A 20,800-nucleotide genomic window follows, 5' to 3' on the forward strand; every position below is an offset into this window, starting at 1 on the left:
GATAATGAGCGCAGCTAATGTTTTTCAGGAAACCTGGACCCGACGCTTCTCCACCACCCAACTGCGCCCATACAGCACCATGATCGCCAGGATCGCCACCACTTGAGCGGCCAGCGAATAGGCATCGGCATGAATGCCCAGCCAGTCGAAGTCGAAGAACGCCACCGGATGGGTGCCGAAGATCCCGGCCTCCTGCAACGCCTTCACGCCATGACCGGCGAATACCACCGACAGCGCGCACAGCAACGCGGCATTGATGCTGAAAAACAATGCCAGGGGCAGTTTCGCCGAGCCGCGCAGGATCACCCAGGCCAGCCCCACCAACAACACCAGCGCCGTCGCGCCGCCGGCCAGCACCGCGTTGTGCCCGGCGGGGCCCGCTTGCAACCACAGGGTTTCGTAGAACAGGATCACTTCGAACAGTTCGCGATAGACCGAGAAGAACGCCAGGATCGCAAAACCAAAACGACCACCGCCACCCACCAGGCTGCTCTTGATGTAGTCCTGCCAGGCCGCTGCGTGGCGACGGTCGTGCATCCACACGCCCAGCCACAGCACCATCACACTGGCGAACAACGCCGTCGCGCCTTCAAGCAGCTCACGCTGGGCACCGCTGACGTCGATCACATACGCCGCCAGCCCCCAGGTCGCCAGGCCGGCCAACAGCGCCAGGCCCCAACCGGCGTTGACGCTGCGCACGGCCGACTGCTGGCCAGTGTTGCGCAAGAACGCCAAGATCGCCGCCAGCACCAGGATCGCTTCCAGCCCTTCGCGCAGCAGAATCAGCAACCCGGAGATGTAGCTCAGCGACCAGCTCAAGCCATCGCCGCCCAGCAGGCCGGCTGACTCCTTCAACTTGGCCTTGGCCGCGTCCAGACGCTGTACCGCCTGCTCGATTGGCAAACCGTCCTGCAAAGACTGACGGTAGGCCATCAGGGACTTTTCGGTGTCCTTGCGCACGTTGGCGTCGACGTTATCCAGCGAGCTTTCCACCAGCTCGAAACCTTCCAGGTAAGCCGCTACCGACAGATCGTAGGCCTGGTCGTGGTCACCAGCACGATACGCCGCGATGCTTTTATCCAGGGTGGCCGCCGTGTAGTCGAGCAACTGCGCCGGGCCACGTTGCACCTGCGGCGGCTGGGCACGCTGGGCACGGAACGTCGCTGCCGCAGCGGGGCCTTGCGCGGCGAGGACTTCGACCGGGGTCTGGCGCGCCAGGTCAGCGAGGTTGAAGACCTGTTCACTTTTGGCGGCGGCCGGGTCGGCGCTGAAGCTGGCGATGTAGGTCGCCAGGTCCCAACGTTGACGGTCGTCGAGCTGATCGGCGAAGGCCGGCATGTCGGTGCCTTCGATGCCCATGCCGACGGTGTTGTAGATCGCATAGAGACTCAGGCGGTCCAGGCGCTGGGCATCCCGCATGTTGGCGGGCGGCGGTTCCATGCCGACACCGGCTGGACCGTCGCCGGCACCGTTGGCCCCATGGCACACCGAGCAATGCTGGGCATACAGCGGCGCACCACGGGAGGGATCGGGGGTGATGACCGGCGCCTGGCTGACTTCATATGCCACCGCCAGCTTGGCCCCTAGTTGCCGCGCCAGGCGCGCGACATCGCCGCCGTCCTGGCGCTGGGTGATCGCGCTGCGCAAGGTGTCGATACCCAGGGTCAATTCAGCCTTTTCCGGTTTGGCCGGCAGCCCGGCGATCAACCCTGCCAGCACCTGGGTGAATTCCAGCTGCTCACGGTATTCCCCGTCCTCGATGACCTTGCCTGCCTCGACTGTCGCCGGGTAATCCGCGCCGATGTAATCCAGCAAATGCAGCGCCTGGGGGGCGCCCTCGACGGTGTCGGCCAGCAGCGACGTGCTGCACAGCGCAAGCAATGGCAGAGCAAGCCAGGCCAGGAAACGGAACGGCGCAGTCATGAATGACTCTCGATTGGTAATAAGAAGTAACACATTGTTCACTTCCAATGACTTTGGCTCAAGAGCCGATGTGCTTTGACGGCACATTTTCATCGGATTCCTGCTTTGGAGGTGATGTCACAAAAACAGCATTTCGAGATTGAAAAGCCATTACATAGCCAAGCGCCATGTTTATAATCGCGCCGCCTTCTTATTGTTCGATGGCATAAAAGCTCCTCTTCTTATGAGGAACCGACAACGTCCCGACGTTTGTCCGTGGGATCGCTCCAGCCCGACCCGCAAACCCCGGCTGTTACTCAGGGAAGAAATGTTCATGGCATCCCGTGCCGTTTTTTCGATCGCCCTCGGTGCGATCACCTTGTTGTCCGGCTGTTCGGCCTTTCGCAACTACGACAGCGAATTGGCCCAGACCAACCAGCAACTGGCTTCCGGCAACGTCGACGGCGCATTGACGCTGCTGGAAAAGAACAACACCAGCCAGGACAAGGACCTGCTGTATTACTTCGAGAAAGGTGAGCTGCTGCGCGCCAAGGGCGACCTGTCCGGCAGCCAGACGGCCTGGACCAGTGCCGATCAACAGGTTGGCCAATGGGAAGACGCGGTCAAACTCGACACGGCCAAGTACCTGGCCCAGTTCGGCAGCTTCCTGGTCAACGATAAAGTCCGCCGCTACGAAGGCTACGATTACGAAAAGGTCATGCTGACCACGCAGATGGCGCTGAACCTGCTGGCCGTGAATGACTTCGACGGCGCGCGGACCCAGATCAAGAAGACCCACGAACGCGAAGCGGTGATCGCCGACCTGCGGGACAAGGAATACCTCAAGCGCGAGGAAGACGCCGAGAAGCAAGGGGTCAAGACCGAATACAAGGACCTCAAGGGTTACCCGGTGGCCAGCCTCGACGCCCCGGAAGTGGTCAGCCTGAAAAACAGTTACCAGAGCGCGTTCAGCCATTACCTGGCCGGCTTCGTCTATGAAGCCCTGGGTGAAAAGGACCTGGCCGCACCGGGTTACCGCAAGGCCGCCGAACTGCGCCCCAACACGCCGCTGCTGGAGCAGGCCCTGCTCAATCTCGACAAGCCTGCCGCCAAGAACGATGACAGCGACATCCTGATCGTGGTGCAGAGTGGCCTGGCCCCGTCCCGGGACTCGATCCGCATTCCCCTGCCCTTGCCGATCAGCGGCAACGTGGTCATCACGCCATTGTCGTTCCCGCTGATCAAGCCTGACACCTCCACGGCCACCTTCAGCCAGATCGGTGTCGACGGTCGCCAGTTGGACCTGACCCAGCTCAACAGCACCACCGCCATGTCCCGCCGCGCCCTGCGCGACGACATGCCGGGCATCATCCTGCGCACCACCGTGCGCGCCGTCACCCGTGGCGTGGCGCAAAAGCAGATCAACGACACCAATCCCCTGGCCGGCCTGGCCGTCGGCCTCACCTCGGCCGTACTCGAAGGTGCCGATACCCGAACCTGGCGCACCCTGCCCGACTACACCCAGGTGGTGCGCCTGCGCCTGAAGAAAGGCGAGCACCAGGTCACCTTGCCAAGTTCGGTGGGCGGCTCGGTGGTCAAGGTCACCGTCGACCAGCGCTACCAGGTCATCAGCCTGCGGGCGGTGGGTAACCAGGTGTTCGCCGGTGGCCTGGCTGCCCAGGTGATGCCAAGCGCCAACCCGACCGCCATTGCCCTCAAGCAACCTTAAGAACGGAGTCTTGTTCACATGCGTTTAAAACTGATCGCCGTCGGCGCCCTGGCCTTGCTGGCCGGTTGCGCCACCCCGCCACCACCGGAGCCGGGCAGCGCCGCCAGCAAGGTCGTGGCGATGGGCAAGACCAAGAACATTGTGGTCGGCGCCATGCGCGTGGCCCGGGAAAACGGCTACATGACCGTCAATGTCCAGTTGAGCAACACCAGCTACAACAACAAGACGATGTATTACCGCTTTGCCTGGCTGGGGCCGGAAGGCTTTCCGATCGCCGAGGAAGAAACCTGGAAAAGCCTGACGCTGTACGGCGAACAGACCAGTTTCCTGCCGGCCATCGCACCGACACCCAAGGCGGTGGATTTCCGCTTGGAAATCAATACCCCGTAAGACGCAAAAAACTGTGGGAGCGAGCTTGCTCGCGATAGCGCTGGATCAGCCAGCCATGATGTGACTGACACACAGCTATCGCGAGCAAGCTCGCTCCCACAAAAAACGCCCGAGTGACGCGTTACTCCTTTTTCAGTTTTCGAGAGCACCCACATGTTTGTACGCATTTCCTCCCTCGCCCTCGCCGCCTTGCTGGTCAGCGGTTGCGCCAACAACTCGCCGGTCCTGGGCAACAAGAACATCAGCTACGGCGACACCAAGGCCGTGGAAACCGTGACCAACGAGTTCGGCTCCACCGACCTGCAAATGATCGCCGAGTCCATGACCCGCTCCCTGGCCCAGTCCGGCATCCTGCAGGGTCGCCCGGTGGTCCAGGTCTATGACGTGAAGAACAAGACCAGCGAATACATCGACACCCGTGAAATCACCACCAGCATCAAGACCCAGCTGATGAAGACCGGCGCTGCCCGCTTCGCCAGCGACAACACCGCCATGGACAGCCAGGTCGACCAGCTCAAGCTGCAGAACCAGAGCGGCCTGTACAAGAAAAGCACCGTGGCCAAGACCGGCAACATGATCGCTGCCAAGTACCGCCTCGAAGGCTCCATCAGCTCGATCGTCAAGCGCAGCAGCGACTACAAGGACGTCTTCTACAAATTCAGCCTGCAATTGATCGACGTCGAAAGCGGTCTGGCCGAGTGGATGGACGAAAAAGAAATCCGCAAGACCACGGAGCGTTAAGCCATGCGCACATGGATAGGTATCATGGCCCTGGCCTGCGCATTTGGCGCGCAGGCGGCCCCGAAAGTCGCAGTGACCGACCTTGCGTTCCAGGAGCGGGTGGAGGAGTACATCCACACCGTTTCAGCGCAGAGCAACTTCCAGGCGAACCCTTACAGCGCCAGCGCTTCCTCGAGCTACGACGAGATGGAAGCCACCAGCAGCTACATCGAGCAGGGCGAGCTGCGCAAGTTCACTGGCGACATCAAGGGCGAGATCCTGCGCAGCGGGATGTTCCAGCTGACCCAGGGCACGCCCTACACGGCGGCGTCCAAGGGCGACGTCTATGACGTGATCAAGCGCATCAAGGCCGGGAACTTCAAGGGTGCCGACTACGTGCTGTTCGGCACGGTGTCGGACATCGACTTCACCCGCGACATCAACGAGCTGGCCAATACCGACAGCTACTCGGCGGTGCTGGCACTGACCCTGGTGGCAGACTTCAGCCTGATCAACACCAAGACCTACGAAATCACCTCGGCCTTTACGGCCATGGGTGAAGGCCAGGACACCAAGCTGTTGAACCACCGGGACGTGCACATCAGCCTCAACCGTCCGCGGGTGGTGCGCGATGTGTCCAAGGCCCTGGGGGAAGACGTGGCGCGGCAACTGAGCGAACAGCTCGGCGGCCCGAGCTACCAACAACCCAGCGAGCCGATACAGCGCAACAACCTGCCACGGGATACGGCGCCGGTGATTTTGCGTTGAGCCTTACCGTCGGGTAGCTCTTCAGCTGCTTCTGTGGCGAGTTGGATGCTTTTGCTTTTGTGATGAGCTGGATGCTTTTGCTTTTGTGGCGAGGGAGCTTGCTCCCGCTGGGCTGCGAAGCGGCCCCAAGATTTTGCGGTCGCTGCGCAACCGAGCGGGAGCAAGCTCCCTCGCCACAAAAACCACCTACAAAAGCTACCTCGCCGCAGGCCGTGCTTTATGCAGCGGCCTTTCTGATCGTCGCCAGCAAACCCGCCGCGCCAATGAACATACCCGCAAAGGCACGGTTCATTCGCCGCTGCTGTTTCGGGGTGCGCAACAGCCGCAAGACTTTGGACGCCAGCCCGGTGTACCCGGCCATGACGATGAGGTCGACGACGACCATGGTGACACCCAGGATCAGGTATTGCTGGATCAACGGGGCATGGGGATTGATGAACTGCGGCAACACCGCCAGCATGAACACCAGCGCCTTGGGGTTGCTGATGTTGACCAGGAAGCCGCGAAACACCAGGGCCAAGGGCTTGCCGATAGGCCGCGGGCCCGTATCGTCAGTCATTTCACCGGGAATGGCGCGCCACTGTTTGACACCCAGGTAGACCAGGTAGGCCACGCCGAACCATTTGATTGCATAGAACGCAGTGGCCGACGCCGTAAGAATCGCGCCAACACCGGCGGCGACGACCACGATTTGCGAGGCCAGCCCCAATTGCAGGCCCAAGGCGTTCCAGTAACCACGCCAGAAGCCATAGCGCAGCCCGCTGGACATCGATGCAATAGCGCCGGCACCCGGCGAAAGACTGATCACCCAGCACGCAGCGAAAAACGCCAGCCATGTTTCCAGCACCATTGCACTCCCCGGCTCGAATTCGTCGAAACGACTAAGCTAATGCGCCACCAGGCCGTTGACCACCGTTTTTTGCACAAGCAATTAAGCCGGTATGAACCGTGGCGAGGGAGCTTGCTCCCGCTGGGCCGCGAAGCGGCCCTATGCGTTATTCGACGAACCCACCCACCGGAAACGCCTCGCTGCCGCGCCAGCGCCGCACCGAACGCTGGAAGAACAGGCTGTTGGGCACTTGCACCATGGCGCTGCCGGTGCCGAGTTCCTCGGGTTCGATCAGCGTGGTGTACAGCAGATTGATCGCCACCACGCGCCCCTTGATGCCGGGCTTGTCGGTGGTGTCCACCAGTTCGACCACATCGCCCAGGCGAAACGGGCCGACGGTGTAGATCAAAACGGCGCAGAACAGGTTCGACAGCACGCTCCAGATGGCAAAGAACGCCACCGCTGCCACCGCAACGAAGCCCGACAGTGCAGTCCACAGCACCGTGGCCGAGACGCCCAAGCGTTCGAGCACCACCAGCACCGCAGTGCCCATGATCAGCCAGCGCAGCACACCCCGCAGGATAATGACCAGTTGGGGTGGGAACGGGTAACGCTCACCCAGGCCTGTAAGGGTCCGCGCCACGACACGCTGCGCAACATAACCGGCCAGCAGGATCAGCAGGATTTGCACGCCCAGCCAGATCGGTTCGATCCACATGACGGGTACAGGCAGCGCCAACGCTTCCATCAGGACAACGCCTCCAGCTCCGCTTGCAGGTTTTCCAGCAGTTCCAGCGCTTGCATCCACGCCTCCTCGAGCTCCGCTTCCCGAACCTTCAGCTTGGCCTGCTCGGCCAGCAGGTCGCGCAACTCATCCTTGCGCGCCGCCTCGTAGAGACCACTGTCGCCAAGGCTGGTTTCGATCTTTTGCAGTTTTTCATGCAGCTTGCCCAACTCGGCTTCGAGTTTGTCGGCCTCACGCTTGTGCGGCGCCAGTTGCTGGCGCAATGCGGCGGCGGCCTGGCGCTGGGCTTTCTTGTCGGTCTTGTCCGGATTGACCGGCGTGCTGCTGACCGGCGCGTTGCGCTGACGGTATTCCACCAGCCAACGGGCGTAGTCTTCCAGGTCGCCGTCGAACTCCTCGACCTTGCCGTCGGCCACCAGGAAGAAATTATCCGTGGTGCTCTTGAGCAAATGCCGATCGTGGGACACCACCAGTACCGCGCCACTGAATTCCTGCAAGGCCAGGGTCAGGGCCAGGCGCATCTCCAGGTCCAGGTGGTTGGTCGGTTCGTCGAGCAGCAACAGGTTTGGCCGGCCCCAGGCGATCAACGCCAGTGCCAGGCGCGCCTTTTCGCCACCGGAGAAATTCAGCACCGGTTCGTCGATGCGCGCCCCGCGGAAATCGAAACCGCCGAGAAAATCGCGCAGGACCTGCTCGCGCTCGGTCGGTGCCAGGCGTTGCAGGTGCAACAGCGGGCTGGCCTTGGAATCCAGGGAGTCGAGCTGATGCTGGGCGAAGTAGCCGACCACCGTGTTCTCGCCCCGGGTCAGGCGCCCGGCCAGAGGCTCGAGTTCGCCGGAAAGGTTCTTGATCAGGGTCGATTTACCGGCACCGTTGGGCCCCAGCAGACCGATCCGCGCACCCGGGGTCAGTTGCAGCTTGACCTTCTCCAGCACGGTCTTGTCGCCATAGCCCAGGCGCGCGTCGGACAGGTCGATCAACGGGCTGGAAATCTTGGTCGATTCGCGGAAGACAAAATCGAACGGCGAATCGACGTGGGCCGCCGACAACTCTTCCATCCGCTCCAGCGCCTTGATCCGGCTTTGGGCCTGGCGGGCCTTGGTGGCCTGGGCCTTGAAGCGGGCGATGTAGCTTTCCATGTGCGCACGTTGCGCCTGTTGCTTCTCGTAGGCCTGCTGTTGCTGGGCCAGGCGTTCGGCACGCGCGCGCTCGAAGGCGCTGTAGCCGCCGCGGTACAAGGTGAGCTTGCGCTGATCGACATGGGCCACGTGATCCACCACCGCGTCGAGGAAATCACGGTCGTGGGAAATCAGCAGCAGCGTGCCCGGGTAACTCTTGAGCCAGTCTTCGAGCCAGATGATGGCGTCGAGGTCCAAGTGGTTGGTCGGCTCATCGAGCAACAGCAGATCCGAAGGACACATCAAGGCCTGGGCCAGGTTCAGGCGCATCCGCCAGCCACCGGAGAAGTCTCCGACCTGGCGATCCATCTGCTCATTGGTAAAGCCCAGGCCGGCGAGCAATTTGCGCGCACGGGCATCGGCGGTGTAGCCGTCGGCGCTGTCGAGTTCCGCGTGCAGGCGGGCCTGTGCGGCACCGTCGTGGGTCGCTTCGGCCGCAGCCAGGTCGCGTTGTACCTGGCGCAGGCGCAGGTCGCCATCGAGCACGTAGTCCACCGCCAGGCGCTCGAGGGTGTCGACCTCCTGGCGCATGTGGGCGATGCGCCAATCAGCCGGCAACAGGCAATCACCCGAGTCCGGGTGCAGCTCGCCTCGCAGCAAGGCGAACAGGCTCGATTTGCCGGCGCCGTTGGCACCGATGAGGCCGGCTTTGTGGCCGGCGTGCAGGGTCAGCTCGGCGTCTTCTAGCAGACGTTGCGGGCCACGCTGTAAAGTCAGGTTCTGAAGTCGGATCATAATGGCGGCGGAGTCTACCAGCTTCGCTCGCAACTGGCGCGAGTAGCACGATGTCCCCAGACCTGTGGAGCTTTTCCCTCGACCTCTATGCCAAGCCTGGCGTAGAGCCCGCCTGCCTGGCGTCACAAGACGCCGGCGCCAACGTCTGCCTGCTGCTGTGCGGCCTGTGGCTGGCGCAGCGCGGCGTGGCCTGCAATGAACACAGGCTGCAGCAGCTTCGACGATTGGCCAAGCCTTGGGATGCCGAGGTGGTGCGGCCACTGCGCACGCTTCGTCGCCAATGGAAAACCAGTGCCCTCCAGGACACGGCACTCAATGGCCTGCGCGAGCAAGTCAAACAACTGGAGTTGGCAGCCGAACGGCAATTGCTGGAGCGATTGGAAGCACTGGCCAAGGATTGGCCCGGGACACAACAGAACGATTCAGCGCAATGGCTGCAAGGGCTGGCGGCGAATGCCGGGCCAGCGAGCCGCGACGCGCTGCATCAGCTGCGCGTCGCGGTGTCCGGCACTTAGGAAGCGCTGGTTGGGGTGCTGCTGCTCGGCGCAACGGCGGCGGATGGGCTGGTCGCCGCGGCCGGAGTGCTGGCGGTTGGAGCCGGTGCCGCGGTCGGAGCCGGTGTCGCTGGCTTGGCGGCTGGCGCAGTCGCAGGTTTTGCGGCGGCTGGCTTTTTCACGGCAGGCTTGGCCGCTGGCTTGGCGGCAGGTTTTGCAGCGGCCGGCTTCGCAACAGCTGGCTTGGCAGCCGGTTTTGCCGCAGCGGGTTTAGCCGCTACTTTGGCGGGTGCTTTGGTAGCGACTGGCTTGGCAGCCGTTTTCGCAGCGGGCTTGGCCGCAGCCGTTTTGGTTGCCGCAGGCTTCGCTGCTGGTTTGGCAGCAGGCTTGGCGGTAGCAGGTTTTGCAGTGGCTTTTACCGCCGCTTTGGCAGCAGGTTTAGCGGCAGCGGTTTTCGTCGCGGCAGGTTTGGCGGCGGCGGTTTTAGCGGCAGGTTTGACCGCAGCTTTTGCCGCTGGTTTTGCAGCAGCTTTTGCCGCAGGTTTGGCGGCGGGTTTTGCAGCAGCTTTTACAGCGGGCTTGGCGGCAGCAGGTTTAGCGGCCGCCGTTTTTGCGGCAGGCTTGGCCGCCGCTTTGACAACTGGTTTTTTTGCCGCAGGTTTTGCAGCACTGGCAGCGACCGGTTTGGCAGCAGGCTTGGCAGCGACTTTGGCCGCAGCTTTTGCCGCGACGGGTTTAGCCGCCGGCTTCTTGGCCGATACAGCGGCAGGCTTGGCAGCACGAAGCGTCAGCGCCTTGCCTGCGGCTTCTTGAACACGACCGACACCCTGGGCCAGTTTCAGGCTTTCCTGGGCATCACGCTTGAGTTGCAGAATGTAGGTGCGGGTCTCGGACTGACGATCCTTCAAGGCATCGAGCAGGTCTTCGAGTTCTTTCACGACCTCTTTGGCCTTGGCTTGTGCCTTGGCCTTGCCAGCGGTGGCTGCGTCTTGCAATTTGGTGCGCGACTTATGCAGTTTTTCTTGCGCTTTGCCGCGTTGTTTTTCAAGTTTGGCGAGCAGTTTTTCAGCATCAGCCAGGGCTTGGGAGCAGGCATTTTCCAGATGTTCGAGCAAGCTGCCCGAGAGTTGTTGGAGCAAGTGCAACGGAGTGTTTACAGGCTTCTTGGTGGCCGACATGGTTTACCTCCTGACTGACGTGAGTGCGGCTCATACTAGACCTCTGCTTCAACCGCCGCTAGGGCATGTTGACAGTACACAAGACGTTGCGTTGCAAGGGACGAAAAATCTTCTGCGCCAGTGCCTTGGCAATCCACCTCTATAGATATCGGCACTGGCATAATTCCTCGATTCGAGGCCGGAGAGCACACATGTCGCGTCACCTGTTTTTATTCCTGTGCATGGTTTGCTCGACGGTCCAGGCCGTTGAAAAACCCAGCGCAAACGATGCCCACGATTTGGCTTACAGCCTGGGCGCGAGCCTCGGCGAACGCCTGCGCCAGGACGTGCCGGACCTGCAGATCAAAGCCTTGGTCGAAGGCTTGCAACAGGCCTACCTGGGCAAGCCGCTGGCCCTCAAGGATGAACGCATCGAACAGATCCTGGCCGAGCACCAGGCACAACTGAATTCGCAATCGACAACGCCACAGATCGACGCCGCGTTGAAAACGGAGCAGAAATTTCTCAATGAAGAAAAGAACCGTCCCGGCGTCCAGCAACTCGCAGACGGCATCCTGCTGACCGAGATCAAGCCAGGCCACGGCGCGAAGGCCGGCCCTCACGGCAAGGTCCAGGTGCTGTATACCGGTCGCTTGCCGGACGGCACCGTATTCGATTCCAACCACCAGGCGCAGTGGTTCAACCTCGACAGCGTGATTGACGGCTGGCGCAGTGCATTGCCGCAAATGCCGGTAGGCGCAAAATGGCGGCTGGTGATTCCGTCGACCCTGGCCTATGGCGCCGAAGGGGCGGGAGATGTGATCCCGCCGTTCACGCCACTGGTGTTTGAAATCGAATTGTTGGGCGCGACGACCTGACGCCGACCCAATAAAAAACGGTGCGCAATGCGCACCGTTTTTTCATGACCGCGAAACCGTCAGGCCTGGACCGCGGCTTCTTCCTTGTGAGCGTTGTGCAGCACTTCGATCAGGCAGTCTTCCAGTTCGAAACGCTCGTGCAGCAAGCCGCCCAGCTCCTTGAATTTTTCCGCTACGCACTTGCCTTCATCGCACAGGTCGTTGAACGCCAGCAACTTTTCGGTGATGACGTCGATGCGCGGGTAGATCTGCTCGGCGAGTTCCAAGCCGCGCTTGTCGTTGAAGGCCTTGGCCTCGCCCGTCAGTTGTTCGTAGATCTCGAAATGACCGGCAGACACATAGTCGACCAGCACACCGCAGAACTCCTGCAAGGGTTTGCGGCTTTCGCTCAGCGCTTCAGGCTTATCGCCGAGGGCATCGTAGGCCCGAACCAGTTCGTGACGCTCCTGCAGCCAGCGATCGATCAGCAGATGCACCCCACCCCAGCGTTCCTGAGCATTCTGACAACTTTCGAGCATGGTGATTTCTTCCCTTGTGAGTCATGCCACTCGCAGCCTGTGCACGCCTGATGATCAGGGACAAGCCAGACACAACATGATCGAGCGACACAATTCCAATAACACGTGCGGGCCAGATTATGCCCGCACGACAATGGCTTCAAGGTACGCAGGAGATAATGTTCATACAAGTGTTTAATCCACGGCCCGGAGCATCTGCGACGTATCGCCGCTGAGCGGTCGTACCAGAGCACTCCAGGCAAGGCGCAGCAGTAGATAGGCCATCGCGCTGGACACCGCGAGAAAAAACAACAGGCTCCATTCGGGGATACTCAGGTCAAACAGCGTCCAGGTGATATTCGCGCAATCGACCGCGCCGTCGAGGACGCGATGCAACGCGCACCACCACGAATCCATCAGCTTGGGCTGGGCAACACAATCAGGAAACGGCTCGAACGAATGGCTTTGCATCAAGACCTGGCGCCCTGCCAGGGTCATTCCCCCCGTCGCAAAAACCAACCCTGCCGCACCATAGAAGAGACTGCCTCTTTGGCCTGGACCGTGTACGCATGCCACAAGGCTGTTCGCCAGGAACAGCATCAGGCACAACCGCTGCAAGACACACAGGCTGCAAGGCGTCAGGCCGACCGAATACTCCAGATAAGTGGCGATGCCCAAAGCCAGGGCTGCGGCGATGGAAGCCATGAAAAACAAGAAGCGTGAGCTGGCCAAAGACATGGCGGTTCCGTAACAGAAGAGACAAGCAGTTACGGTAGAGGAAAGCCCTCGGGCCTTTCAAGGCAGGCCCGCGCAGACACTTCACCAGGGATGTAGGGAATTCCCGACAGGCCAAAGAGGATTCAGCGCGATGGGCTGTAGGACTTTACTGATGGCATGACCAAAGCCCCAAAACCAGGGCGGTATTCGCACCCGGTTCTGGGTTGCCTGGGGGGATGTCATCGCGAGCAAGCTCGCTCCCACAGGGGTTGGCGGTGGCCAGGGATCAAATGTGGGAGCGAGCTTGCTCGCGATGGCGATCTTCAATTCACCACAGGCCTCTCAGCCGAGCGGGAGCAAGCTCCCTCGCCACAATGGTTCATACCATTTTCAAGAATGAATCATGCCCCTCTCAAGTGGACAACACCTGAGCCGGAACCGGCAACGGCGCGGCCAGCAGGCGCTCGTCCAGCAGCCCCAACCCCTCCTGGAACAACTGGTTGCTACGCTCGGCATCGCCCAGTTGCGCCAGCAATCGCGCCAGTTCAGCACAGGCTTCGGGGTTGCGTTGGACGCGCAAGCTGCTTTCCAGATAGTCCCGCGCCTTGCCCCACAAACTGTTCTGCAGGCATAGGCGCCCCAGGGTCAGCAGCAGGCTTGGATCAGCCGGATGATCCTTGAGCCAGCCTTCGGCCGTTTGCAACTGACGGACAGGATCATTGCCCCGAACCAACCCATACAAGCGCGCCAGATGGCTGTCGTAGTGACGCTTGAGCGCACTTCGCAGCACCTCTTCGGCCTCGACCTGGGCCCCCAACTGGCGCAACTGCTCGGCATAGGCCAGCACCAGCGCCGACTCCTGGCGCTGCGCGGAGGTCAGTTGTTGCCAGGCGCGATTGAGCGACTGCAAACCGACGCTGCCGTCCTCCTCACGGTGGGCTGCCAGGGTGAGGTTTTCACCCCAGGCACGACGTTCCAGTTCCGCCAGTTCAGCTGGCGGCAGGACCTTGTCCTTGCGCAGCTCCGGCAACAGCCGGATCAATGCCGACCAGTCGCCGCGCTGCTGATGCAGTCGTTGCAATTGGCGCAGGACCTGGACGTTATGGGGATGACGCTCATGCATGGCCTGCAGCGTGGTCAACGCGCCGTCGGTGTCGCCTCGGTCCGTCTGCAGTTGCGCGTGCGTCAGGGCAATGGCCAGTTCCGCCTGGGGCTGACGCTCCAGGGCGCGCTCGAGCAAACTGTCGCTCTGTTCGTAGAGACCTTGTTCGTTGGCCGCACGGGCAGCACCGAGGTAATACAGCAGCGGCTGGCGCTCGGCTTCGGCCGCACGATGCAGGTGTCGTTGGGCACTGGCCCAGCGACCTTCGGCCAGGTCCAACTGGCCGTGCTCGATCGCCACTTGCACCCGCCGGCTGCGGTTGCGCCGCGACCACGGGTTGACCACGCCGCTGGACGTAGTCACCAGCCCGATCAGCGCCCTCAGGCCTCGCCACACCAGCCAGAGCACCGCCACCAGCGCCAGGGTGACCCACAGGCCGGCTTCATAACGGAAGTTCTTGTACGCCACCAGCACGTAACCCGAATGCTCGGCAATCGCCACGCCCAGCAAGGCAGCGGCAGCGATGACCACGAACAGAATCACGTAGAGACGCTTCATGGCGTGGCCTCCTGCGCGCCAGGCGCGGGCAGCGGCTTGACCGATTCCTGGGCATTGAGGTCGCGGCGCTCAAGGTAAGCCTGGACGCTGCTCAGCGTGCCCGTCAGGTCCGGGGTGACCACCGTCACCGGCTGCTTGGACAGCTCACCCACGCGTTCGAGCATGATCTTGCTTTGCGGGTTGTCCTGGTTGAAGTTGTTCTTCAACACGTCCCGAGCCTCGGTCAGCGCCTGGGTGTAGACCGGCGCCTGACCATTGAGGGCGGCCCATTGCGCCTGCTCCAGCGCCAGGCTCAAGGCCAGGCGCACTTGCACGAGGCTTTGCCCGGCCAGCAGCGGACGAACATTCTCATCGGCGTTGAAGTCGATACGGATATAGCGCGAGATCTGGTCCCACCACTGCGCCCAACGACTGGCGCCATCGCCGTCGGCGGTCAGGCCCAGCAGGGATTCACCGCGGTCCTTGTACTCGGGCGCCAGCTCGGTCAGCTCCAGGACCTGGTCACGCAAGGCGCCCAGTTGCAGGAACAGCCCGGTGCGATCCGGTTGCTCGGTGCTGCGCAACGCGGCGAGGGTCTTGGCCAGTTGCTCGCGGGCGGCGAACGAACCGGGGTCGTTCTGCTCGCGCAGGATTTCGTCCGCCCCCTGGACCAGCGCCTGGGCACTGTTGATGTCCTGCAGGGCAGAAAGACGCAGGCTGGCCAGGCGCAACAAGTGCTCGGCCTCCGCCAGGCGCCAATCCTTGCGGCTGGCACCGAGCACGGTTTCCAGGCGCTGGTTCAGGTGCTGCTGGTCACTTTGCAACTGGGCCACCAGGCGCCGCCGCTCCTCCAGCTCTTCGGCCGGGGGCAATTGCGCCAGGCGCTCGCTCAGGCGTTGCTCGTTGAGCTTGAGGCTCTGGGCCTGGTCATTCAGTGCCTGGACCTGGGCGGACTGCTGCTGGTTATTGGTTTGCAGATGACGCACCTGCCACACGCCCCAACCGCCCACGGCCACGCCAGCAGCCCCGAGCAGCAATGCAACAATGGCCAACCCGTTACCGCGACGCGGCGCCACTGGAGGCGGAGTTTCAACCGGCGCATCGATCGCTGGCTGGTCTAGATCTTCTTTTGGCAAGGCTGTTTCGCTCACGTATCCATCCTTTGCATTAGAAAACGGCACGGAGTGTTCCCGTAACGCCGCCAGCAAAGCCGCGGCATTGGCGCCACGACAATCCACAACTGTTCGGGCCCCGGCGGCACGCGCCATCTCGGCAACCCTTGGGCTTGGAACAAACAACGGTAACCGCGCCAGGGCCGGCCACGCATCGCCGGCCAGCCGCTGCAGATGCTCGAAGCCCTGCCCACTGCTGACCACCAGTGCGTTCAAGCGTTCCGCTTCGACTTTCGCCGGCAACGCCCCTTCGCCGTAATCGGGCAAGTGGCGGCGGTACAATTCCAGATAATCGACACTAGCACCTTGCTCGCGCAAACGCTCTGCCAGCAAGCCACGCCCGCCCTCGCCCCGCACGATCAACACCTTGGGGTCGGGCCGCGCAACAGCCTGGCGCAAGACCAAGTGTTCCAGCAAGGCTTCGCTGTCATCGCCGTTATCGGGATAAAACACCATGAGGCCGGCATCGACGAGAATCTGTCCGGTGGCCGCGCCCACGCTGAACCATGGTTGGTCTGGAGGCTGGGGCCAGTACTGGCGCAGCAACTCGACGCACAGGCGTGCGGCCGGTTTGCTGACGACGATCACGGCAGAGTATTGGTCCAGCGCCTGGAATATCGCCCGTCCGGCATCGGATAGCGGGACCGGCTCGATATCCAGCAAGGGCAGGCTGCTGCTGTAGACCCCCGCTTCGGCCAGGACAGCCGCCAGCGCCGACGACTCGTCCGCCGGCCGGGTGAGCAGCAGCCGCCAACCCGTCACGTGTGGCCGGCCTCGCCGTAGACCGCCTTGAGAATGTCGGCGGCGCCCTGGCTCAACAGGTCTTCGGCCACCCGCACGCCCAACGCCTCGGCATCGTGGCGCGGCGCCCGGGCTTCGGCGCTGAGCAGCCGGCCACCGTTGGGATCCCCCACCAGGCCGCGCAACCAGACCTGTTCGCCTTCCAGCACGGCGTAACAGGCGATCGGCACTTGGCAACCGCCATTGAGGTGTTTGTTGAGGGCACGTTCGGCGAAGACCCGCGTAGCGGTGTCTTCATGGTGCAGCGGCGCCAGCAAGGCGTGGATGTCGCGGTCGGCGCTGCGGCACTCGATGCCCACCGCCCCTTGTCCACCGGCCGGCAGGCTGTCGTCGACGCTGATGGCCGAGGTGATGCGATCTTCAAAGCCCAGGCGGATCAGGCCGGCGGCGGCGAGAATGATCGCGTCGTACTCACCGGCATCGAGCTTGGCCAGGCGCGTATTGACGTTACCGCGCAGGAAACGGATTTGCAGGTCCGGACGGCGAGTCAGCAACTGTGCCTGGCGACGCAGGCTGGAAGTGCCGACCACGCTCCCGGCAGGCAGTGCTTCAAGACTGGAGAACGTGTTGGAGACGAACGCATCGCGTGGGTCTTCCCGCTCGCAGATGCAGAACAGGCCCAGGCCTTCGGGGAAGTCCATGGGCACGTCTTTCATCGAATGCACGGCGATGTCGGCTTCGTTGTCCAGCAACGCGGTTTCCAGTTCCTTGACGAACAGGCCCTTGCCGCCGATCTTCGACAGCGGCGAATCCAGCAGCTTGTCACCGCGACTGACCATGGGCACCAGGGTCACGATCAGGCCGGGATGGGCCGCTTCCAGGCGGGCTTTGACGTATTCGGCCTGCCAGAGGGCCAAGGCACTTTTACGGGTGGCGATGCGGATCTCGCGAGGGGACATGGATCAATCCGTACTTAAAAGATACGGCAGATAATAACAGCTCAGCCAAAACCGCTTTGATTTGAATCACGACCCCAAGGCCTCCCTGGCCGCCAAATCCTCGAAATGAAACGCATCGAACGCCTTGGACCGCTGCATTAAAGCTGCTGCATCATCTTGCGCACGCCGGCCACGTGCCGTCGGCTGACAATCAGCGCATCGCCATTGAGGCCCTTGAGGAACAGTTGGAAATGCCCAAGGGGGGTGCGCTGCAAACGCTCGATCCGCTCGCGGGCCACAAGGGCGTTGCGATGGATGCGTACGAAACGTTCGCCGAACTCGTCTTCGAGGGCCTTGAGTGGCTCATCCAACAACACCTCGCCACTCTCATGGCGCAAGGTCACGTATTTGTGGTCGGCAATGAAATAGACCACCTGGTTCAACGGGATCAGCTCGATGCCTTTGCGGGTGCGCGCACTGATATGGCTGCGCGGGCCGCTGCCGCTTTCGGCGGCCGGACGGGTCAGCGCTGCCAACTGCACGCGGTTGGGCCGCTCGGCCTTGCGCAAGGCTTCGAGCAACGCCTCGGCCGCCACGGGCTTGACCAGGTAGCCCACGGCGCCGGCCTGCAACACCTCGGGAGGGAAATCGTCCCGGGTGGTACAGAACACCACCGCAGGCGGCGACTCTCGTTCGCACAACTTCGCCGCAACCTGCAGACCGTCCAGGCCAGGCATGCGAATGTCGAGCAGCACGATATCCGGCTTGTGGCTGTCAATAAGGGCCAATGCCTCGTCGCCATTGGTGGCGCTCGGCTCCAGGACACTGTAACCCTCGAGCTCGCCAACCATTCGGCTCAGGCGCTCGCGGGCCAGTGGTTCGTCATCAACGATCAGGACATTCATATTGCGCTGGATTCCTGCGTGAGTCTCGCACAAGGATAGCGTAGACAGGGGAAGTGACATCCGTCACGGCGATCCACGCTAAGACTCGTTCGAGGGCCAAAAAGTGCCGCGAGGCGGTTGCCTATCTTTACCAGCGCTTGCCGACCGATGCCCGAGGCCCGTTGTCGCACGGCGTCGCCGTAGGGATTGTTAACTGTCGATCTGACCAATATGAGCACCCCCTTCTTATCTATATCCGCTGCGCCATGGGTGGAAAAAGCAAAAGTCCTACAGTCCACTGTAGACGGTTGCCACGACGATATTGCTCAATATTGCTCAATCGAAAAATATCGTTGCGGGAAAACCCGGTTGGATCCCAGGCTTGCGTCGAAAAAACCTGCCGACCAGTGCCAGCGCCAGTCCCGGCAACCCTGCTATCATCCGCCGCAGCCTTTAACCGCTACTTTTTCCACAGCCGATCACGAGCGAATTCATGAGCACTGACAAGACCAATCAGTCCTGGGGCGGCCGCTTCAGTGAACCCGTCGACGCCTTCGTCGCCCGCTTCACCGCCTCCGTCAACTTTGACCAGCGCCTGTATCGCCACGACATCATGGGCTCGATCGCCCACGCCACCATGCTGGCCAAGGTCGGCGTGCTGACCGATGCCGAGCGCGACAGCATCATCGACGGCCTGAAGACCATCGAGACTGAAATCGAGGCCGGCCAGTTCGACTGGCGCGTCGACCTTGAAGACGTGCACATGAACATCGAAGCGCGCCTGACCGACCGCATCGGCGTGACGGGCAAGAAACTGCACACCGGCCGCAGCCGCAACGACCAGGTCGCCACCGACATCCGCCTGTGGCTGCGCGATGAAATCGACCTGATCCTGGCCGAAATCACTCGTCTGCAAAAAGGCCTGCTGGAGCAAGCCGAGCGCGAAGCCGAGAGCATCATGCCGGGCTTCACGCACCTGCAAACCGCCCAACCTGTAACGTTTGGGCATCACATGCTGGCCTGGTTCGAAATGCTCAGCCGCGACTACGAGCGCCTGGTGGACTGCCGCAAGCGCACCAACCGCATGCCCCTGGGCAGCGCCGCGCTGGCCGGCACCACGTACCCGATCGACCGTGAATACACCGCGCAGTTGCTGGGCTTCGACGCCGTGGGCGGCAACTCGCTGGATAACGTCTCGGACCGCGATTTCGCCATCGAATTCTGCGCCGCCGCGAGCATCGCGATGATGCACCTGTCGCGTTTCTCCGAAGAGCTGGTGCTGTGGACCAGTGCGCAATTCCAGTTCATTGACCTGCCGGACCGCTTCTGCACCGGCAGCTCGATCATGCCGCAAAAGAAAAACCCTGACGTGCCGGAACTGGTGCGGGGCAAGAGCGGCCGGGTGTTCGGCGCATTGATGGGCCTGCTGACCCTGATGAAAGGCCAGCCGCTGGCCTACAACAAGGACAACCAGGAAGACAAGGAACCGCTGTTCGACGCCGCCGACACCTTGCGCGACTCGCTGCGGGCCTTCGCCGACATGATCCCCGCCATCAAGCCCAAGCACGCGGTGATGCGCGAAGCAGCCCTGCGCGGCTTCTCCACCGCTACGGACCTGGCCGATTACCTGGTGCGCCGTGGCCTGCCGTTCCGCGACTGCCATGAGATCGTCGGCCATGCCGTGAAGTACGGCGTGGACAGCGGCAAGGACCTGGCGGAAATGAGCCTGGACGAACTGCGCCGGTTCAGCGACCAGATCGAACAGGATGTGTTTGCCGTGCTGACCCTCGAAGGCTCGGTCAATGCCCGCGACCACATCGGCGGCACCGCGCCGGCGCAGGTCAAGGCAGCCGTAGTGCGCGGCCAGGCGCTGATCGCCAGCCGCTAAAAGCATCGCGAGCAAGCTCGCTCCCACACCGGATCTCCATGTTCACAGAATATGTGCTCACTGAAGATCCAATGTGGGAGCGAGCTTGCTCGCGATAACTCACTTCAAAACACCAAGAAACTCACTTCTTGGCAGCGATCATCGCCAAAAACGCCGGCATCGCTGCTTCTCTATCCGCCGCAATCCGCTGCACATGCGGATTCTGCTCCAAGCGCTCCATCAGCGCCTTGGCCGCCGGCATGTCTGCCAGCAGGTCGATATCGAACAACTTCCTGCCCACCTGGCAGGCCGGCGAGACGCTGTAGAAGAAATACAGATCGGCAATGGTCAGACTATCGCCCGCCACGTAGGGCGCGAATTTGCCGTGCCGACCGAGCGAGGCGAACCCCTGCCGCAATTCGTCTTTGCTCTTTTCCTTGATGGCATCGGGCACCGTCATGCCGAAAAATGCCTCGGCAAAGCAAGCCCGCGCCGGCAACTCGATGTACAACTCGATCTCCCTGCACAAGGCCAATACCTGGGCCCGCTCGAACGGGTCACTGGGCAACAGGGCCTTGCCTGGCTGGGTTTGCTCGATGTACTCGAGGATCACGCTGGTTTCGTTGATAAACCCCTGCTCGGTTTTCAACACCGGCACCTTCCCGCGCGGGCTGATGGCCCACGCTTCGGCGGTCTGGTTGGGGTAGAACGGCACTTCTTCGAAGGGCAGGCCCTTCTCCAACAGCGCCAGCTTGACCATGTTGTAATAGTTACTGACAGAGAAACCATAAAGCTCGAGCATTACAAAGCCTCCAGGCCG

19 protein-coding genes and 2 pseudogenes are annotated in these 20,800 nt (G+C 62.1%); 7 read left to right on the forward strand and 14 right to left on the reverse strand.

The features are described from left to right. Positions 1–24: 24 nt before the first annotated feature. On the reverse strand, positions 25–1,923 hold the full coding sequence (locus tag QMK47_RS28415; RefSeq protein WP_258689739.1) for an FTR1 family protein: 1,899 nt from the start codon (positions 1,921–1,923) through the stop codon (positions 25–27). A gap of 313 nt (positions 1,924–2,236) precedes the next feature. Between QMK47_RS28415 and QMK47_RS28420 the strand changes: the two genes are divergently transcribed. From QMK47_RS28420 to QMK47_RS28435, 4 genes are all read left to right on the forward strand, one after another. Beyond that, positions 2,237–3,631, forward strand: a complete 1,395-nt coding sequence (locus tag QMK47_RS28420) for a COG3014 family protein (RefSeq protein WP_214510074.1) — start codon at positions 2,237–2,239, stop codon at positions 3,629–3,631. A gap of 18 nt (positions 3,632–3,649) precedes the next feature. Next, positions 3,650–4,021, forward strand: coding sequence for a YcfL family protein (locus QMK47_RS28425; protein WP_003206754.1), 372 nt, complete (start codon positions 3,650–3,652; stop codon positions 4,019–4,021). 153 nt (positions 4,022–4,174) lie between these two features. Beyond that, the gene (gene lpoB, locus QMK47_RS28430) at positions 4,175–4,762 is read left to right on the forward strand and encodes a penicillin-binding protein activator LpoB (RefSeq protein WP_003177333.1); all 588 of its coding nucleotides are present in this window, start codon (positions 4,175–4,177) and stop codon (positions 4,760–4,762) included. 3 nt (positions 4,763–4,765) lie between these two features. After that, positions 4,766–5,509, forward strand: a complete 744-nt coding sequence (locus QMK47_RS28435) for a penicillin-binding protein activator LpoB (RefSeq protein WP_253470325.1) — start codon at positions 4,766–4,768, stop codon at positions 5,507–5,509. Between the two features lie 217 nt (positions 5,510–5,726). Here the strand turns inward: QMK47_RS28435 and rhtB are convergent, their stop codons facing one another. The 3 genes from rhtB to QMK47_RS28450 all read right to left on the reverse strand — a co-directional run bounded on the left by rhtB (position 5,727) and on the right by QMK47_RS28450 (position 8,996). Beyond that, a complete protein-coding gene (rhtB, locus tag QMK47_RS28440) occupies positions 5,727–6,359 on the reverse strand; it encodes a homoserine/homoserine lactone efflux protein (protein WP_214510076.1) in 633 nt (210 codons plus the stop codon). Between the two features lie 145 nt (positions 6,360–6,504). After that, on the reverse strand, positions 6,505–7,086 hold the full coding sequence (locus QMK47_RS28445; RefSeq protein WP_212798107.1) for a mechanosensitive ion channel family protein: 582 nt from the start codon (positions 7,084–7,086) through the stop codon (positions 6,505–6,507). Next, entirely contained in the window at positions 7,086–8,996 is a 1,911-nt protein-coding gene (locus QMK47_RS28450; protein ID WP_320389614.1) for an ATP-binding cassette domain-containing protein, read from the reverse strand. Before QMK47_RS28450 ends, QMK47_RS28445 begins: the two co-directional genes overlap by 1 nt. Before the next feature lie 50 nt (positions 8,997–9,046). Here QMK47_RS28450 and QMK47_RS28455 point away from each other — a divergent pair, with 50 nt between their 5' ends. Then, a complete protein-coding gene (locus QMK47_RS28455; protein ID WP_258689753.1) occupies positions 9,047–9,511 on the forward strand; it encodes a TIGR02444 family protein in 465 nt (154 codons plus the stop codon). On the opposite strand, the gene QMK47_RS28460 is transcribed toward QMK47_RS28455, so the two are convergent. Continuing rightward, entirely contained in the window at positions 9,508–10,668 is a 1,161-nt protein-coding gene (locus QMK47_RS28460; RefSeq protein WP_258689763.1) for an AlgP family protein, read from the reverse strand. The genes QMK47_RS28455 and QMK47_RS28460 overlap by 4 nt on opposite strands. 191 nt (positions 10,669–10,859) lie before the next feature. On the opposite strand from QMK47_RS28460, the gene QMK47_RS28465 reads away from it, so the two are divergent. Beyond that, complete coding sequence (locus QMK47_RS28465; RefSeq protein ID WP_253470329.1) at positions 10,860–11,525, forward strand: FKBP-type peptidyl-prolyl cis-trans isomerase; 666 nt, start codon at positions 10,860–10,862, stop codon at positions 11,523–11,525. Between the two features lie 59 nt (positions 11,526–11,584). Here QMK47_RS28465 and QMK47_RS28470 read toward each other — a convergent pair whose 3' ends face one another. From QMK47_RS28470 to QMK47_RS28505, 8 genes and pseudogenes are all read right to left on the reverse strand, one after another. Further along, complete coding sequence (locus tag QMK47_RS28470) at positions 11,585–12,043, reverse strand: Rsd/AlgQ family anti-sigma factor (protein WP_003206770.1); 459 nt, start codon at positions 12,041–12,043, stop codon at positions 11,585–11,587. Between the two features lie 174 nt (positions 12,044–12,217). Next, complete coding sequence (locus tag QMK47_RS28475; RefSeq protein ID WP_253470330.1) at positions 12,218–12,760, reverse strand: disulfide bond formation protein B; 543 nt, start codon at positions 12,758–12,760, stop codon at positions 12,218–12,220. Positions 12,761–13,151: 391 nt separating this feature from the next. Next, entirely contained in the window at positions 13,152–14,399 is a 1,248-nt protein-coding gene (locus QMK47_RS28480) for a heme biosynthesis protein HemY (protein WP_214510082.1), read from the reverse strand. Next, positions 14,396–15,529 carry a uroporphyrinogen-III C-methyltransferase gene (locus QMK47_RS28485; RefSeq protein ID WP_253478339.1) on the reverse strand — a complete coding sequence of 378 codons (1,134 nt, stop codon included), beginning with the start codon at positions 15,527–15,529 and terminating at the stop codon, positions 14,396–14,398. The genes QMK47_RS28480 and QMK47_RS28485 overlap by 4 nt, the downstream gene beginning before the upstream one ends. Before the next feature lie 36 nt (positions 15,530–15,565). Further along, positions 15,566–16,312 (reverse strand): annotated as a pseudogene (locus QMK47_RS28490) (uroporphyrinogen-III synthase); the annotation flags it as partial. Continuing rightward, a complete protein-coding gene (gene hemC, locus QMK47_RS28495; protein ID WP_253470334.1) occupies positions 16,309–17,250 on the reverse strand; it encodes a hydroxymethylbilane synthase in 942 nt (313 codons plus the stop codon). The gene hemC and the pseudogene QMK47_RS28490, both read right to left, overlap by 4 nt. 137 nt (positions 17,251–17,387) lie before the next feature. Continuing rightward, positions 17,388–18,134 (reverse strand): LytR/AlgR family response regulator transcription factor, encoded by a 747-nt coding sequence (locus QMK47_RS28500; RefSeq protein ID WP_214510084.1) that lies wholly within the window; start codon positions 18,132–18,134, stop codon positions 17,388–17,390. Further along, positions 18,131–18,331, reverse strand: a pseudogene (locus tag QMK47_RS28505) (sensor histidine kinase); the annotation flags it as partial. The gene QMK47_RS28500 and the pseudogene QMK47_RS28505, both read right to left, overlap by 4 nt. 275 nt (positions 18,332–18,606) lie before the next feature. On the opposite strand from QMK47_RS28505, the gene argH reads away from it, so the two are divergent. Further along, positions 18,607–20,001: an argininosuccinate lyase gene (gene argH, locus QMK47_RS28510; RefSeq protein ID WP_253470336.1), complete on the forward strand. Its 1,395-nt coding sequence runs from the start codon at positions 18,607–18,609 to the stop codon at positions 19,999–20,001. Between the two features lie 121 nt (positions 20,002–20,122). Here the strand turns inward: argH and QMK47_RS28515 are convergent, their stop codons facing one another. Beyond that, the gene (locus QMK47_RS28515; RefSeq protein WP_214510086.1) at positions 20,123–20,782 is read right to left on the reverse strand and encodes a glutathione S-transferase family protein; all 660 of its coding nucleotides are present in this window, start codon (positions 20,780–20,782) and stop codon (positions 20,123–20,125) included. Between the last annotated feature and the right edge of the window lie 18 nt (positions 20,783–20,800).

Source organism: Pseudomonas sp. P9_35 (assembly GCF_034008205.1).
GTDB classification, from domain to species: domain Bacteria; phylum Pseudomonadota; class Gammaproteobacteria; order Pseudomonadales; family Pseudomonadaceae; genus Aquipseudomonas; species Aquipseudomonas kilonensis.

What these genes read in the sequence shown, in the direction of transcription:
- QMK47_RS28465 (WP_253470329.1), top strand. Translation starts at nt 10,860, where the DNA reads ATGTCGCGTCACCTGTTTTTATTCCTGTGCATGGTTTGCTCGACGGTC.
- QMK47_RS28415 (WP_258689739.1), bottom strand. Translation starts at nt 1,923, where the DNA reads ATGACTGCGCCGTTCCGTTTCCTGGCCTGGCTTGCTCTGCCATTGCTT.
- QMK47_RS28500 (WP_214510084.1), bottom strand. Translation starts at nt 18,134, where the DNA reads ATGAATGTCCTGATCGTTGATGACGAACCACTGGCCCGCGAGCGCCTG.
- rhtB (WP_214510076.1), bottom strand. Translation starts at nt 6,359, where the DNA reads ATGGTGCTGGAAACATGGCTGGCGTTTTTCGCTGCGTGCTGGGTGATC.
- QMK47_RS28425 (WP_003206754.1), top strand. Translation starts at nt 3,650, where the DNA reads ATGCGTTTAAAACTGATCGCCGTCGGCGCCCTGGCCTTGCTGGCCGGT.
- QMK47_RS28420 (WP_214510074.1), top strand. Translation starts at nt 2,237, where the DNA reads ATGGCATCCCGTGCCGTTTTTTCGATCGCCCTCGGTGCGATCACCTTG.
- QMK47_RS28460 (WP_258689763.1), bottom strand. Translation starts at nt 10,668, where the DNA reads ATGTCGGCCACCAAGAAGCCTGTAAACACTCCGTTGCACTTGCTCCAA.
- QMK47_RS28480 (WP_214510082.1), bottom strand. Translation starts at nt 14,399, where the DNA reads ATGAAGCGTCTCTACGTGATTCTGTTCGTGGTCATCGCTGCCGCTGCC.
- QMK47_RS28515 (WP_214510086.1), bottom strand. Translation starts at nt 20,782, where the DNA reads ATGCTCGAGCTTTATGGTTTCTCTGTCAGTAACTATTACAACATGGTC.
- QMK47_RS28475 (WP_253470330.1), bottom strand. Translation starts at nt 12,760, where the DNA reads ATGTCTTTGGCCAGCTCACGCTTCTTGTTTTTCATGGCTTCCATCGCC.
- QMK47_RS28470 (WP_003206770.1), bottom strand. Translation starts at nt 12,043, where the DNA reads ATGCTCGAAAGTTGTCAGAATGCTCAGGAACGCTGGGGTGGGGTGCAT.
- QMK47_RS28455 (WP_258689753.1), top strand. Translation starts at nt 9,047, where the DNA reads ATGTCCCCAGACCTGTGGAGCTTTTCCCTCGACCTCTATGCCAAGCCT.
- argH (WP_253470336.1), top strand. Translation starts at nt 18,607, where the DNA reads ATGAGCACTGACAAGACCAATCAGTCCTGGGGCGGCCGCTTCAGTGAA.
- hemC (WP_253470334.1), bottom strand. Translation starts at nt 17,250, where the DNA reads ATGTCCCCTCGCGAGATCCGCATCGCCACCCGTAAAAGTGCCTTGGCC.
- lpoB (WP_003177333.1), top strand. Translation starts at nt 4,175, where the DNA reads ATGTTTGTACGCATTTCCTCCCTCGCCCTCGCCGCCTTGCTGGTCAGC.
- QMK47_RS28445 (WP_212798107.1), bottom strand. Translation starts at nt 7,086, where the DNA reads ATGGAAGCGTTGGCGCTGCCTGTACCCGTCATGTGGATCGAACCGATC.
- QMK47_RS28435 (WP_253470325.1), top strand. Translation starts at nt 4,766, where the DNA reads ATGCGCACATGGATAGGTATCATGGCCCTGGCCTGCGCATTTGGCGCG.
- QMK47_RS28450 (WP_320389614.1), bottom strand. Translation starts at nt 8,996, where the DNA reads ATGATCCGACTTCAGAACCTGACTTTACAGCGTGGCCCGCAACGTCTG.